This window comes from Roseovarius litoreus (assembly GCF_900142765.1).
Classification (GTDB): Bacteria; Pseudomonadota; Alphaproteobacteria; order Rhodobacterales; family Rhodobacteraceae; genus Roseovarius; species Roseovarius litoreus.
Genome location: NZ_FRCB01000001.1, coordinates 851,940 through 863,798, shown reverse-complemented (window position 1 = coordinate 863,798; position 11,859 = coordinate 851,940). Strand labels below are relative to the sequence as shown.

Genomic DNA, 11,859 nt, shown 5'->3' with positions numbered 1-11,859 from the left:
ATACCGGCCTCCCGCACCGGAAAGTATTGTCCAGATGGACCAGAGGCCGGTCATGCACTAACAATCAACTTGGACCACTTAGTGGGGGCAGCTCAAGTTGTTGCTTGGCAATCAGCGGAGGCAAACGCTCGAACCGCTCCAGGTAACCTTCGAGGGCTGTCGTCGCAAGTTGAAGTGTTCCCTCGGCGCGACCAGCGGCTTCGTTCAGAAAGACACGGGTTGCTTGTGAATGGACAAATACGCCCACACTCAGCAGAAATATCACGCCAAGCCCCAACCAACCCATAAATACCGAACGCCGCCTCACATGTGCGACTTGCGAGATATCCTGCATCATGATGGGATAGTATCAACAAGCGAGAGCGCGCAGCAATTGATCGTTGCGCTCGTGTTTTATCGGCTCGGGCCGGGCAGTGATTTCAACGATCACTTTCAAATGGCCATGCCCGTTGTCCGTGACGATCACCAGTGGATGATACTGGCGGACCGGGCTGACCGGCATATGACAACCGACATCACAAAACCACCATGAACACAGGTGTTTTGGATGTCATTGGATGATTTTGGCTGAGAAAGTGGTGCCGCTGAAGGGACTCGAACCCCCGACCCCATCATTACGAATGACGTGCTCTACCAGCTGAGCTACAGCGGCCCTGTTTCGCGGGCCTATAGCATCGGCTGGGGGGCGGGGGAAGTCCTATTTTCGGGTGGTGTCCTCGTCCGTCGTCTCGGGGGTTTCTTCAACGACTTCGGCATCGAGCACGTCATCCCCGTCCGCTTCGGTCTGTTCTTCTTCTGTGGGCTTTTGCTCGATCGCGCCGATGATCAGGGGCAGCATTTCGATGCCGGTGGATGTCGTCATCGTCGAGACCGGGGGCGTCTTCCATGTCAGTGTGTCGAAGGCGTTGCAATGGTCACAGGCAGGCGCCCATTCCGCATGGATATGCTGGCAATTGTCACAGACCCATTGCGGGCCGCGCGGCGCGGACAATGCGCGCGCAAGCCAACCCTTTACCACCGCGTCCGACGATCCCTCGCCGCGTTCGATCGCGGCCATGATGGTCAGCACACGCGCATCCGGATCCGTTTCGACCAGATCGCCAAGCGCACGGCGGGCGGCAGGGAAATCTTCGGCGGCAAGGTGCAGCTCGGCCTTGAGCAGCTTGGTTTCGCGATTATCGGGATGCATCGCGATCAGCTTGGAGAAGCGCTTGAGGCGCTGCGCCGGAGTTTCATCGGGTTCGATCTCGGCGAAAGCGGCGGCAAGGTCGGGATGCGGGTGCACGCCCCATGCCTTCTTGATGACCCGCGTCGCATAGCGTTTGGACCCTTGGGACATATAGCTTCGCGCCGCCAGAACAGCTGCGGGAACCAGATCGGGTGACAATCTGTTGGCCTCGATCGCGGCCTCACGGGCTTCGATGTCCTTGCCTTCGTCAAGCACGTCCTTGGCCTCGGAAAGGGCCAGAACGGCGTCACGGCGCTTGTGCAGATCACGCGGCAAGCTGCCGTATTTCAACTTGGCATTCAGGGTCTCGCGCGCGCCTTTCCAGTCTGCGGTCTGAGCCTGAAGCCGCAAGAGGGCATCCTGCACCTCGCCATGCCGAGGCTTGAGCGCGAATGCGGTCTTGGCGAGCTTCAACGCGGTTTCGGTGTCGCCGGCTGCCAGTTTCTGCTTCATCAGGCCACGCACACCGACAAAGCGGGTCCGGTCATCCTTGAGCAACTTCTTGTAGACCAATTCGGCCTTGCGGGTGTCGCCCGACAGTTCTGCAGCCTGCGCCGTGAGAAGATTGGTCAGATCGGGTTTGCGCAGGTATTTTTCCGCCTTGTTGGCCTTGGACATGGCGAGGTCGCCCTCACCCGAAGCCAGCGCCATCATGCCTTCGGACAGTGCACGAAACCCTTTTTCCTGCCGGTTCTTGTCGAAATAGCGCGAAATCGCCGTTTCATCGCCGTTGATGAACTTGAGCGTTGCGACCAGCAAGGACAGCAGTTTGAGCAAAAGCCACAGCGCAATCACCAGAACGATCAATGCGATCACCGCCTTGATCGGGGTCAGGTTGAATTCCTGACCGCCGAACACGATCCTGACACCGCCTTCCATCTCGATCAGATGGGCTGCGCCGAGTGTCGCCGCCGAAACAAGGGCGATGAAACCGACAATCTTTAAAATCGACCACAACATCTTTTTTGCCCTTTCGGTGTCAGTTTAAGTCCTGCGCCAGCGCTTTGGCCGCAGCCAGAGCATCCAGACGCCGCGCGGCCTCGGCCGACCAGTCGGACAATTCGGCACGGCCCTCTTCGGGCAATGTTTCGATTTCAGCCAGCGCATCGTTCAGACGACCCTCGCGCGCCGCAGCTTCGGCTCGTGACAGAACCGCATCCGGGTCATCGCCTTCGCGCGGCTCGAGCGATCTGGCCCCAAGCTGAGAGCGCAGAAACCCGCCAAGGCCGCCGGCGCCTGCGTCGTCGACAGCGGCGCGCGAGACGGCAAGCGCCCGGCGCGCGGCATCGGGGAAGGTTTCGGTCAGGCTGGCTTGCGTCGGTACGCCTTCGGCGGCCGCACTGGCCAGCGCTTCGGGCACAGCGACATCCGCCGCTTCGAGATCGGCGAGTGCCGCGTCGAACGGGGTTCCGGCATCCAAAGCCGTCTGAATGCGCGTCAGCGCGGCGCGGCGCATGGCGGCCTGAGCGGTTTCAACGGCGCTTTCTTCCTTGGCGCGAGCGTCTTCTGCGATCGCCGAGATCTCGGCTTTTTGCTGGGCGATGGACGCCTGCAATTCACGTAATTCCTGTTCATAGGCGGACAGAGCAGCTTGCGAGTCGCCGGATCCGGACGTTCCACGCGCTTCAACATCGGAAAGGCGCGCGTCGAACGCGTCAATCCGGGTCGCAATCTCGTTCACGCGGCCCGACACAGTGTCTATCGCTGCCGAAAGGCTGTCCATCTCGGCGGTTATTGCGCCCGGCTCCGAGCCGTCGGCAAGCGTGTCAATGCGGCTGGACAGTTGCGCGAGGTCCTGCGATTGCGCTTCGATTCTTTGGGTCAGATCCTGGATGGCAGCACTGTCACCGCCGCTTGCGGGAAACGGGAAATCCTGCGGCAAGACATAGCGCGCCATGCCAAACCCGATGGCCGCTGCAGCGACACCGCCCAGAAGCATCGCGAAAAACCCGCCCTTGCGGACAACGACTTGTTCGGGAGGGGGCGCGACAGGCATGGGTTTTTCAACCGTGTCACGGGTTTCTTCGGTCGCGTCGGGCGTTTCCTCTGGCTCTTGCTCCACCGGGTCGGTGAGGTCAGGTGCTGCATCCCCATGATCGGTCTCGTCGTCTTTTTTCTCCGAGCCCAAAGGTTTGTCCGCGTCAGGCTCGCGTTCAGGTTCGGCAGGCTGGCTGTCTTCCGGGGTCGCGGCGTCGGCTGCGTCAGGTGATGTTTCCGGCGTCTGCGATACGGCCGTATCGTGATCATGCTCGGGTGCCGGCTCGGGGGTGCTAGTGTTTGTGGCGTCGGTCGCGGTATCGGCGGCCGATGTGTCGATCGGCTTGTCCGACTTGTTTCTTGAGCGCTTTTTCTCAGCCACGTTTCACCACCCCTGTCGACCTTTTCGAATCTTGCCATCGGCACACACCCGACGACCTTACTTTGCCGGGTTTCCGCCCTCAAGCCGCTTGGCGCTGTTCCAAAGTGTCACAATCACCTCGAGCATTGCCTCTGCCGTCGGTTTTTCAGCCGTCTCGATCCGTTGCGCAGTACCGCAAGGCACGGCTTGGCGCACGTTATCACTGATCGCTGCCACAAGTATCGGTCCCGCAGCGGCTGTCTGCTCGAAAAACAGCTGCGCGCTTCTTGGCGAGAAAAGAGGGACGATCACAGGCTGTCCATTCTGCAAAAGAGAGAGGGCCTGCGCGGTAAGCCGCCCTTCGATTTGGCGATAGATCGTCGCTTCATGTGTCTCTGTTCCGGCCAAAGTCAAAGCCTGTGCGATGTTCGAAGCGATATGTTCGCCGCGCAGATGCAGGCAGGGTGCTGTCGGGCTGTCGGCAAGGATGCGCGCGATCAGATCGCCTGCATCGCCATCGCAGGAGATCACGTCCATGCCCGCCCGCCGGGCGGCGGCGGCGGTGGCGTTTCCCACGGCATAAGCAGGAATGTCGCACGGCCCATCCTGCGCCAGATACGCCTCGACCCCGTGGCGGGACGTGAAAATCAGGGTTTTGTAGCCGCTCATGTCGGGCAGATCGCCGCAATGCTCGATTCGCATGATCGGAGACAGGACGATCTCGGGGGCACAGCCGATCCGCGCCCGCACGTGATCGGCGAAGGCGGCACCCGAAGGGTCGGGCCGCGTAATCAGGATCGCAGGCGCCATGGGCTGTCCGGAGTTGTTTGCACTCACCGCAGGTGTTACCTGCCTGTGGACCAACACGCAACGGGCGGCTCATGGGCACCAGCCTTACCATTCTCGGGATCGAAAGCAGCTGCGACGATACGGCAGCCGCGGTGCTGCGGGTTGAGGATGGCTTGCCCAGCATCCTGTCGTCGGTGGTGCACGGCCAGGCCGAGCTTCACGAAGCCTATGGCGGTGTGGTGCCCGAGATCGCCGCGCGCGCCCATGCGGAAAAGCTTGATATCTGCGTGAAAAAGGCTCTGACACAGGCGAATGTGACGCTTTCGGCGCTGGACGCCGTGGCTGTCACCGCCGGCCCGGGGCTGATCGGAGGGGTGCTTTCAGGGGTGATGTGCGCCAAGGGGATCACCGTTGCGACAGGCCTGCCGCTGATCGGGGTGAACCATCTGGCGGGTCATGCACTGACCCCGAGACTGACGGACCTTATCGCCTATCCGTACCTCATGTTGCTTGTATCGGGCGGGCATTGTCAGTTTCTGATCGTGCACGGCTGTGAGGAATTCACCCGGCTTGGCGGCACGATCGATGACGCCCCCGGCGAAGCGTTCGACAAGACGGCCCGGCTTCTGGGTCTGCCACAGCCCGGTGGTCCGCATGTCGAGCAAGAGGCCAAACAGGGGGATCCCACGCGCTTTCGCTTTCCGCGCCCTTTGCTGGACAGGCCGGGGTGCGATATGTCCTTTTCGGGCCTCAAAACCGCGCTTCTGCGAGCACGCGATACGCTGATTGCCGCGCAAGGCGGTCTGACCCGTCGGGATCGGGCCGATCTTTGCGCAGGGTTTCAAGCCGCCGTAGCGGATGTTCTGGCCGAGAAGACCCGCCGTGCCTTGGGGGTTTATCTGGCCGAGGCGCCACCGATGCCCATGTTTGCAGTCGCCGGCGGTGTTGCAGCAAATTCTGCCATTCGGGCCAGTTTAGAGACTGTTTGTGCCGCCGAAGGGGCCGGGTTTGTCGCGCCACCCCTGGCGCTTTGCACGGATAATGCGGCGATGATCGCCTATGCCGGGGCCGAACTTTTTGCCGCCGGGCACCGGGACGATCTGACACTGGCCGCGCGACCGCGTTGGCCGCTCGATCGCAGCAGTCCGGCCCTGATCGGCGGTGGCAAGAAGGGGGCCAAGGCATGATCGTCATTCTGGGTGCTGGCGCGTTCGGGACGGCGTTGGCGATAACGCTCGCGCGCAGCCATGCGGTGACACTCTGGGCGCGCGATCCCCAACATGCCGCGGAAATGCAGGGCACACGGGAAAATGCGCGCCGCCTGCCGGGTGTGAGCTTGCCCGAAAATATCCGCGTTTGCGCCGAAATAGAGACTGTAGAGACCGCCGATGCCGTCCTTCTGGCGGTCCCTATGCAAAGGTTGCGTGCGTTGCTTGAGGAGCATGGCGCAAGGCTTGCCGGCCCGCCGCTTGTGGCTTGCTGCAAGGGTATCGAATTGACCACCGGGCTTGGCCCCACGCAGATCATCGCACAGATCCTGCCGCAATCGCCTGCCGCGATCCTTACCGGTCCCTCCTTTGCCGCCAATATCGCCAAGGGTTTGCCCACCGCGCTGACGCTGGCTTGCACGGATGACGAAATCGGCCGCCCGTTGCAGTCCCTGCTCAGCACCGGCACCCTGCGGCTTTACAGGACGACCGACGTGATCGGCGCCGAACTTGGCGGGGCGCTCAAGAATGTCATGGCGATCGGCAGCGGTGTGGTGATGGGCGCGGGCCTTGGGGAAAGTGCGCGCGCGGCCCTGATGACCCGTGGTTTCGCCGAGATGTGCCGGATGGCCACGGCACTTGGAGCGCGACCCGACACACTTTCAGGCCTGTCCGGGTTTGGCGATCTCGTATTGACCTGCACCTCGGATCAGTCGCGGAACACCCGTTTCGGGCAGAGTTTGGGTCGAAACGAAGCGTTTGATCCAACCATCACAGTCGAAGGTGCGGCCACGGCAAGGGCGGTGTGCCAACGCGCGGCAGAGCTTGGGATCGATATGCCCGTTTCCCGCGCCATTACCGCACTGATCGATGGCGAATTGCAGGTGGATCAGGCTATGGATATGTTGTTGTCACGACCATTGAAGGAAGAATGATGCTGATAGCCCTGATCGCCCGCGACAAGCCCGGTGCGCTGCAAACCCGTCTGGACAATCGCGAGGCGCATATCGCTTATCTCAAGGAAACCGGCGTGGTGTCGCAGGCCGGTCCGCTTCTTGACGAAGATGGAAACATGGCGGGATCGCTGGTTATTCTGGATGTCGAGGATATGGCACAGGCACAGGACTGGGCCAGTGACGATCCCTATGCCAAGGCGGGTCTTTTTGGCTCTGTCGATCTGATCGAGTGGAAGAAAGTGATCTGATCCGTGCGGTATTGGCTGTTCAAATCCGAACCCGAGGCATGGAGTTGGAACGATCAAGTCGCCAAGGGCGATTCGGGTGAAGAATGGGACGGCGTCCGCAACTATCAGGCCCGCAATTTCATGCGGGACATGAAGCTGGGTGACCGGGGATTTTTCTATCACAGTCAGACGGAAAAGGCCGTTGTCGGCATTGTCGAGATCATCGCCGAGGCGCATCCAGACAGCAAGGCAGACGATCCGCGGTGGGAATGCGTGGATATCAAGGCTGTCGAACCCGTCAAAACCCCCGTGACGCTCGAGACGATCAAGGGCGATCCCAGATTATCCGATATGTTGCTGGTCAAAAGTCCGAGGCTGTCGGTGCAACCCGTCACCGAGAGCGAATGGCGCATCATCTGCGACATGGCAGGGGTCACGCCCTGAAATTTGGTGGAACGGAGAGTGTCAGCCAAAAACCGACACCCTCCGCCACCCCACGTGCTCCCTACGCACCACACGTGATCTCTGGATAGGTCCCGGCCATACTGGCCCTTGAATTGACCTTATCCCAATCAACCATCCCGGCCAAATCCGTAATGCTTAGAATACGCCTCAAATGAAAGCGCCCGCCGCAATGGACGGGCGCCGGTCATGTCTTTGGCCGGGTTTCAGGAATAAACCGACTCTTTGCCGAAGTGTTTGGTCAGCATGTAATAGACCACGGCCCGGTATTTGTTACGCTCGGAGCGGCCATAGGTTTCGATGACCTGGGTGATCGCATCCATCAACTGGGGACCATCGGCCAGACCCAGTTTCTTGATGAGGAAGTTGTTCTTGACCGTTTCCAGCTCACCTTGCTGACTTCCCGCCACGGTCGAGGCGTCGGCGTCATAGATCGACGGGCCACAGCCGATCGTTACCTTGGTAAGCAGGTCCATGTCCGGCTCCATGCCGCATTTCGTCCGAAGATCTTCGGCATATTTTGCGATCAGGTCGTCGCGCTTTCCCATACTGTCTCTCCCACCTTACCGGCTTTGGCGCCGGGTCGTTTTGTTAACATTACAGCCCCATTCCGGCGCTGAGGGAACGATAACCACAGATTGCCCCCCGACAAAGAATAAATTTGCCGGGTTTATTGCTGACTTATGGCAAGCAAAAGGCCCCGGCGTCGCCGCCGGAGCCTCTGGATGTCCCGATTGGGGATATCAGTAGCGATAATGCTCGGGCTTGAACGGGCCTTCGGGTTTCACGCCGATATACTCCGCCTGATCGGGCTTGAGTTCGGTCAGCTTGACACCGATCCGCCCCAGATGCAGGCGAGCGACCTTTTCATCCAGATGCTTGGGCAGGATGTAGACCTTGTTTTCATACTGATCGCCACGCACCCAAAGCTCGATCTGCGCAAGGACCTGATTGGTAAAGGAGGCCGACATCACAAAGCTGGGGTGACCGGTGGCATTGCCAAGGTTCAAAAGACGCCCTTCGGACAGAAGGATGATCCGGTTGCCCGAGGGCATCTCGATCATGTCCACCTGTTCCTTGATGTTGGTCCATTTGTGGTTCTTGAGGCTGGCCACCTGAATTTCATTGTCGAAATGGCCGATATTGCCGACGATCGCCATGTCCTTCATCTCGCGCATATGCTCGATGCGGATCACGTCCTTGTTGCCGGTGGTGGTGATGAAGATGTCGGCGCTCCCGACTTCATCTTCCAGAAGCGTCACCTCGAACCCGTCCATCGCAGCCTGCAGCGCGCAGATCGGATCGACTTCGGTCACTTTCACACGGGCGCCGGCACCGGCAAGCGATGCAGCACTGCCTTTGCCCACGTCGCCATAACCGCAGACCACGGCCACCTTGCCGGCCATCATCGTATCGGTCGCGCGGCGGATGCCATCGACCAGCGATTCCTTGCAGCCATACTTGTTGTCGAATTTCGACTTGGTGACGCTGTCATTCACGTTGATCGCCGGGAAAGGCAGCTGCCCGTCGCGCACCAGCTGATAGAGACGGTTGACGCCGGTGGTGGTTTCCTCGGACACGCCTTTGATCTGGTCACGAACCTTGGTGAACCAGCCGGGGCTTGCCGCCATGCGCTTGGCAATCTGCGCCTTGATGACCTCTTCCTCTTCCGAGGTGGGGACGGGGATGATGTCTTCACCCGCCTCGGCGCGCGCGCCCAGCAGGACATAGAGCGTGGCGTCGCCGCCATCGTCGAGGATCATGTTCGGGCCGTCTTCGAAAAGGAACGACTTGTCGAGGTAATCCCAATGCTCTTCCAGTGTCTGACCCTTGATCGCAAAAACCGGAACACCCGATTTCGCGATAGCGGCGGCCGCGTGATCCTGTGTCGAGAAAATGTTGCAGCTGGCCCAGCGCACATCGGCTCCGAGGGCGACCAGCGTCTCGATCAGAACGGCGGTCTGGATCGTCATGTGCAGCGACCCGACGATGCGCGCGCCCTTGAGCGGCTTTTCCTCACCGTATTCCTCGCGCAGGGCCATCAGCCCCGGCATTTCCGTTTCCGCGATATCCAACTCTTTGCGGCCATATTCAGCCAGGTTGATATCCTTTACGATGTAATCCTTCGCCATTTGGGGCGGCTCCTTGCAAACTTACATTTGCGAGTGCAGATAGCACCGGCGACCGTGATGGGCAACGCCACAGGCACGCAGAAACCATAGCGCGACAAAGAGGCCACTATGAAACAACCCCGTGCATGGCAAAAAATGTTGTCGGGACGGCGCCTTGATCTTCTCGATCCGACTCCGGTGGATATCGAGATCGAGGATATCGCGCATGGTCTGGCCTTTGTGGCGCGCTGGAACGGGCAGACAATCGGCGACTATGCCTATTCCGTGGCCGAGCATTCACTTCTGGTGGAAAGGCTCTATTCCCGCCTCAATCCTGCAAGTCCAAGGAAATGGAACCTTGCCGCGCTGCTCCATGACGCGCCGGAATATGTGATCGGGGACATGATCTCGCCGGTCAAGGCCGCGGTCGGGCCGGGCTATGACGACCTGGATCAACGGCTGGCGGCGGCAATTCACCTGCGCTTTGGCTTGCCTGCGACGATCCCGGCCGAGGTCAAGAAGCAGATCAAGAAGGCCGACAAGATCAGCGCATGGATGGAGGCCACGCAGATTGCCGGCTTTACCGAGGCCGAGGCCAACAAGTTCTTCGGCAAGCCCGACACGGGGCTGATCGAAGGGCTGACCATCGTGCTGCGTCCGCCGCTCGAGGCACGCAACGATTATACCGCCCGCCACAAAGACCTTCTGGACCAGATGTCGTGATCATCGTTCGTCGCGCCGGATCCCTGGATACACGCGAGATGGCCGATCTTCTCAATGCGATCATTCGCAAGGGTGGCACCACGGCCTTGACCAAGCCGGTCACCCGTGACGCGATATTGGCCCGACTTCGGCAGGAACAGGGTCGATCCGCATGGCACGTGGCCGAGGATGACAGCGGCACGATCCTTGGCTTTCAGTTCATCGCGCCGCATCACGCCTTGCCGCCCGAGGCCTGCGATATCGCCACCTTCGTCCAGACAGGGATGACAGGGCTCGGTATCGGATCGGCGCTGTTCGACGCCAGTTCTATCGCCGCGAGGGATTTGGGCTATCACTGGATCAACGCGACGATCCGCGCCGACAATACCGGTGGGCTGGCCTATTACCAGAGCCGTGGCTTCGAGCCCTATGCCTTGCAGAAGGGTGTAACGCTGGATGACGGAACGCTGGTGGACAAGATCAGCACTCGTTTCACGCTGGATTAGAGCCTATTTGGGCGATCTCTTGGCCAGGATGCGCTGCAAGGTGCGGCGATGCATGTTCAGCCGCCGTGCGGTTTCGCTCACATTGCGGTCACACAGCTCATAGACGCGCTGAATATGCTCCCAACGAACGCGATCAGCGCTCATCGGGTTTTCGGGCGGCGGCGGCAGCGTGTCGGCCCCCGCCAGCAGCGCATTGGTGATGTCGGTCGCATCGGCAGGCTTGGAGAGGTAATCGGTCGCGCCGATCTTTACCGCCGCCACAGCCGTGGCAATCGCACCATAGCCGGTCAGCACCACCACACGGCTATCGGGGCGCTTTTCGCGGATGATCTCGACCACATCCAGCCCGTTGCCATCCTCCAGCCGCAGATCGCAAACGGCATAGGCCGGCGGGCGGGCTGTCGCGATGGCTTTGCCAGCGGCAACAGAGCCTGCCATTTCCACTTGGAAACCGCGTTTTTCCATGGCTTTGGCCAGACGGCGCAGAAACGGTTCGTCATCATCGACGAGCAGCAGGCTCTTGTCACTTCCCAGATCAGACAACTCATCGGTCATGCCGCCACTCCTCCCGTTCGCGCACAGCTTGTACGCAACAGTTTTAGCCCTCGCCCTCAGGTGCGTCAAACCATCGCAAGGGGTTACATCGCATCCAGAAAGCATCCCACGCGGTCAGCCATCTGTTCAGGCGTCGTCTCGCGGCGGAAGAACTCCACAAACCCATATTCCGGAAGCGTCAGATAGGTAAAGGTCGAATGATCGACGAGATAGAAGTCTTCCTGTCCCGGGGTGGGTTCCTGTTTGTTGAAATAGGTCCGATACGCCTGACTGGCTGCCTTGACCTGCTCGGGCGACCCGGTCAAGCCCAGCATCCGCGGATGCAGATTGGCGGTGAAGTCATCCAGCACCTCTGGCGTGTCGCGCTCGGGGTCGACCGAAATGAACACGGGCTTCACGATCTGGCCCCGTTCTTCTAGGATTTCGACCGCCACCGCATTGCGGGACGCATCGAGCGGGCAGACATCCGGGCAGAAGGTATAGCCGAAATAGATCAGCGCCGGCTGATCGACCACCTCTGCATCGGTCACCGTTTCGCCGGTTTCGCTGACCAGCGTGAACGGCCCACCGATCTGCGCGCCGCCCGCGACCTGCCCTTCGCGGCATTGCGCAAAGCGATCATCACCCCCTGATCCCGATCCCATGAGATAAAAGGCACCAAGGCCCGCCAAAGCGGCAATCGCGGCGGCAATCGCGGATATGCGTGTCATCGAAGGATCCTCATTCTTCTGGGCAACAAAGCCGGGCTGTGGCACATCTAACAGCAGAAACCCAAGT

General features: G+C 60.4%; 15 protein-coding genes and 1 tRNA gene. 6 read left to right on the top strand and 10 right to left on the bottom strand.

Annotated features, from left to right (window positions below):
- Positions 1 to 64 precede the first annotated feature (64 nt).
- The 6 genes from F3H35_RS04185 to F3H35_RS04165 all read right to left on the bottom strand — a co-directional run bounded on the left by F3H35_RS04185 (position 65) and on the right by F3H35_RS04165 (position 4,376).
- Positions 65 to 337: a hypothetical protein gene (locus tag F3H35_RS04185; RefSeq protein ID WP_149778352.1), complete on the bottom strand. Its 273-nt coding sequence runs from the start codon at positions 335 to 337 to the stop codon at positions 65 to 67.
- Between the two features lie 12 nt (positions 338 to 349).
- Positions 350 to 502 carry a hypothetical protein gene (locus tag F3H35_RS18765; RefSeq protein WP_188129852.1) on the bottom strand — a complete coding sequence of 51 codons (153 nt, stop codon included), beginning with the start codon at positions 500 to 502 and terminating at the stop codon, positions 350 to 352.
- Between the two features lie 74 nt (positions 503 to 576).
- Positions 577 to 652 (bottom strand) — tRNA-Thr (locus F3H35_RS04180).
- Positions 653 to 697: 45 nt separating this feature from the next.
- Positions 698 to 2,188 (bottom strand): heme biosynthesis protein HemY, encoded by a 1,491-nt coding sequence (locus tag F3H35_RS04175; RefSeq protein ID WP_149778351.1) that lies wholly within the window; start codon positions 2,186 to 2,188, stop codon positions 698 to 700.
- A 19-nt stretch (positions 2,189 to 2,207) separates the two neighbouring features.
- On the bottom strand, positions 2,208 to 3,587 hold the full coding sequence (locus F3H35_RS04170; RefSeq protein WP_149778350.1) for a hypothetical protein: 1,380 nt from the start codon (positions 3,585 to 3,587) through the stop codon (positions 2,208 to 2,210).
- A 57-nt stretch (positions 3,588 to 3,644) separates the two neighbouring features.
- On the bottom strand, positions 3,645 to 4,376 hold the full coding sequence (locus F3H35_RS04165) for a uroporphyrinogen-III synthase (protein WP_149778349.1): 732 nt from the start codon (positions 4,374 to 4,376) through the stop codon (positions 3,645 to 3,647).
- Between the two features lie 71 nt (positions 4,377 to 4,447).
- Between F3H35_RS04165 and tsaD the strand changes: the two genes are divergently transcribed.
- Genes tsaD through F3H35_RS04145 form a run of 4 tightly spaced genes read left to right on the top strand, consistent with a single transcriptional unit; the run spans position 4,448 to position 7,190 of the window.
- Complete coding sequence (gene tsaD, locus F3H35_RS04160) at positions 4,448 to 5,542, top strand: tRNA (adenosine(37)-N6)-threonylcarbamoyltransferase complex transferase subunit TsaD (RefSeq protein WP_149778348.1); 1,095 nt, start codon at positions 4,448 to 4,450, stop codon at positions 5,540 to 5,542.
- Positions 5,539 to 6,498 carry an NAD(P)H-dependent glycerol-3-phosphate dehydrogenase gene (locus tag F3H35_RS04155; RefSeq protein WP_149778347.1) on the top strand — a complete coding sequence of 320 codons (960 nt, stop codon included), beginning with the start codon at positions 5,539 to 5,541 and terminating at the stop codon, positions 6,496 to 6,498. Before tsaD ends, F3H35_RS04155 begins: the two co-directional genes overlap by 4 nt.
- Positions 6,498 to 6,767, top strand: coding sequence for a YciI family protein (locus tag F3H35_RS04150; RefSeq protein ID WP_149778398.1), 270 nt, complete (start codon positions 6,498 to 6,500; stop codon positions 6,765 to 6,767). Before F3H35_RS04155 ends, F3H35_RS04150 begins: the two co-directional genes overlap by 1 nt.
- Positions 6,768 to 6,770: 3 nt before the next feature.
- Entirely contained in the window at positions 6,771 to 7,190 is a 420-nt protein-coding gene (locus F3H35_RS04145; RefSeq protein ID WP_149778346.1) for an EVE domain-containing protein, read from the top strand.
- Between the two features lie 224 nt (positions 7,191 to 7,414).
- On the opposite strand, the gene F3H35_RS04140 is transcribed toward F3H35_RS04145, so the two are convergent.
- Positions 7,415 to 7,756: a DUF2853 family protein gene (locus F3H35_RS04140; RefSeq protein WP_007811751.1), complete on the bottom strand. Its 342-nt coding sequence runs from the start codon at positions 7,754 to 7,756 to the stop codon at positions 7,415 to 7,417.
- Positions 7,757 to 7,951: 195 nt separating this feature from the next.
- On the bottom strand, positions 7,952 to 9,340 hold the full coding sequence (gene ahcY / locus F3H35_RS04135) for an adenosylhomocysteinase (RefSeq protein ID WP_149778345.1): 1,389 nt from the start codon (positions 9,338 to 9,340) through the stop codon (positions 7,952 to 7,954).
- Between the two features lie 108 nt (positions 9,341 to 9,448).
- Between ahcY and F3H35_RS04130 the strand changes: the two genes are divergently transcribed.
- Together F3H35_RS04130 and F3H35_RS04125 are read left to right on the top strand one after the other, a co-directional pair.
- Positions 9,449 to 10,042, top strand: coding sequence for an HD domain-containing protein (locus F3H35_RS04130; RefSeq protein ID WP_149778344.1), 594 nt, complete (start codon positions 9,449 to 9,451; stop codon positions 10,040 to 10,042).
- A 38-nt stretch (positions 10,043 to 10,080) separates the two neighbouring features.
- Positions 10,081 to 10,527: a GNAT family N-acetyltransferase gene (locus F3H35_RS04125; RefSeq protein ID WP_188129851.1), complete on the top strand. Its 447-nt coding sequence runs from the start codon at positions 10,081 to 10,083 to the stop codon at positions 10,525 to 10,527.
- 3 nt (positions 10,528 to 10,530) lie between these two features.
- Here the strand turns inward: F3H35_RS04125 and F3H35_RS04120 are convergent, their stop codons facing one another.
- Both F3H35_RS04120 and F3H35_RS04115 read right to left on the bottom strand, forming a co-directional pair.
- Positions 10,531 to 11,082, bottom strand: coding sequence for an ActR/PrrA/RegA family redox response regulator transcription factor (locus tag F3H35_RS04120; protein ID WP_149778342.1), 552 nt, complete (start codon positions 11,080 to 11,082; stop codon positions 10,531 to 10,533).
- Between the two features lie 83 nt (positions 11,083 to 11,165).
- Entirely contained in the window at positions 11,166 to 11,792 is a 627-nt protein-coding gene (locus F3H35_RS04115) for an SCO family protein (protein ID WP_149778341.1), read from the bottom strand.
- Positions 11,793 to 11,859 lie beyond the last annotated feature (67 nt).

What these genes read in the sequence shown, in the direction of transcription:
- F3H35_RS04185 (WP_149778352.1), bottom strand. Translation starts at nt 337, where the DNA reads ATGATGCAGGATATCTCGCAAGTCGCACATGTGAGGCGGCGTTCGGTA.
- F3H35_RS18765 (WP_188129852.1), bottom strand. Translation starts at nt 502, where the DNA reads ATGCCGGTCAGCCCGGTCCGCCAGTATCATCCACTGGTGATCGTCACG.
- F3H35_RS04175 (WP_149778351.1), bottom strand. Translation starts at nt 2,188, where the DNA reads ATGTTGTGGTCGATTTTAAAGATTGTCGGTTTCATCGCCCTTGTTTCG.
- F3H35_RS04165 (WP_149778349.1), bottom strand. Translation starts at nt 4,376, where the DNA reads ATGGCGCCTGCGATCCTGATTACGCGGCCCGACCCTTCGGGTGCCGCC.
- tsaD (WP_149778348.1), top strand. Translation starts at nt 4,448, where the DNA reads ATGGGCACCAGCCTTACCATTCTCGGGATCGAAAGCAGCTGCGACGAT.
- F3H35_RS04155 (WP_149778347.1), top strand. Translation starts at nt 5,539, where the DNA reads ATGATCGTCATTCTGGGTGCTGGCGCGTTCGGGACGGCGTTGGCGATA.
- F3H35_RS04150 (WP_149778398.1), top strand. Translation starts at nt 6,498, where the DNA reads ATGCTGATAGCCCTGATCGCCCGCGACAAGCCCGGTGCGCTGCAAACC.
- F3H35_RS04140 (WP_007811751.1), bottom strand. Translation starts at nt 7,756, where the DNA reads ATGGGAAAGCGCGACGACCTGATCGCAAAATATGCCGAAGATCTTCGG.
- ahcY (WP_149778345.1), bottom strand. Translation starts at nt 9,340, where the DNA reads ATGGCGAAGGATTACATCGTAAAGGATATCAACCTGGCTGAATATGGC.
- F3H35_RS04130 (WP_149778344.1), top strand. Translation starts at nt 9,449, where the DNA reads ATGAAACAACCCCGTGCATGGCAAAAAATGTTGTCGGGACGGCGCCTT.
- F3H35_RS04125 (WP_188129851.1), top strand. Translation starts at nt 10,081, where the DNA reads ATGGCCGATCTTCTCAATGCGATCATTCGCAAGGGTGGCACCACGGCC.
- F3H35_RS04120 (WP_149778342.1), bottom strand. Translation starts at nt 11,082, where the DNA reads ATGACCGATGAGTTGTCTGATCTGGGAAGTGACAAGAGCCTGCTGCTC.
- F3H35_RS04115 (WP_149778341.1), bottom strand. Translation starts at nt 11,792, where the DNA reads ATGACACGCATATCCGCGATTGCCGCCGCGATTGCCGCTTTGGCGGGC.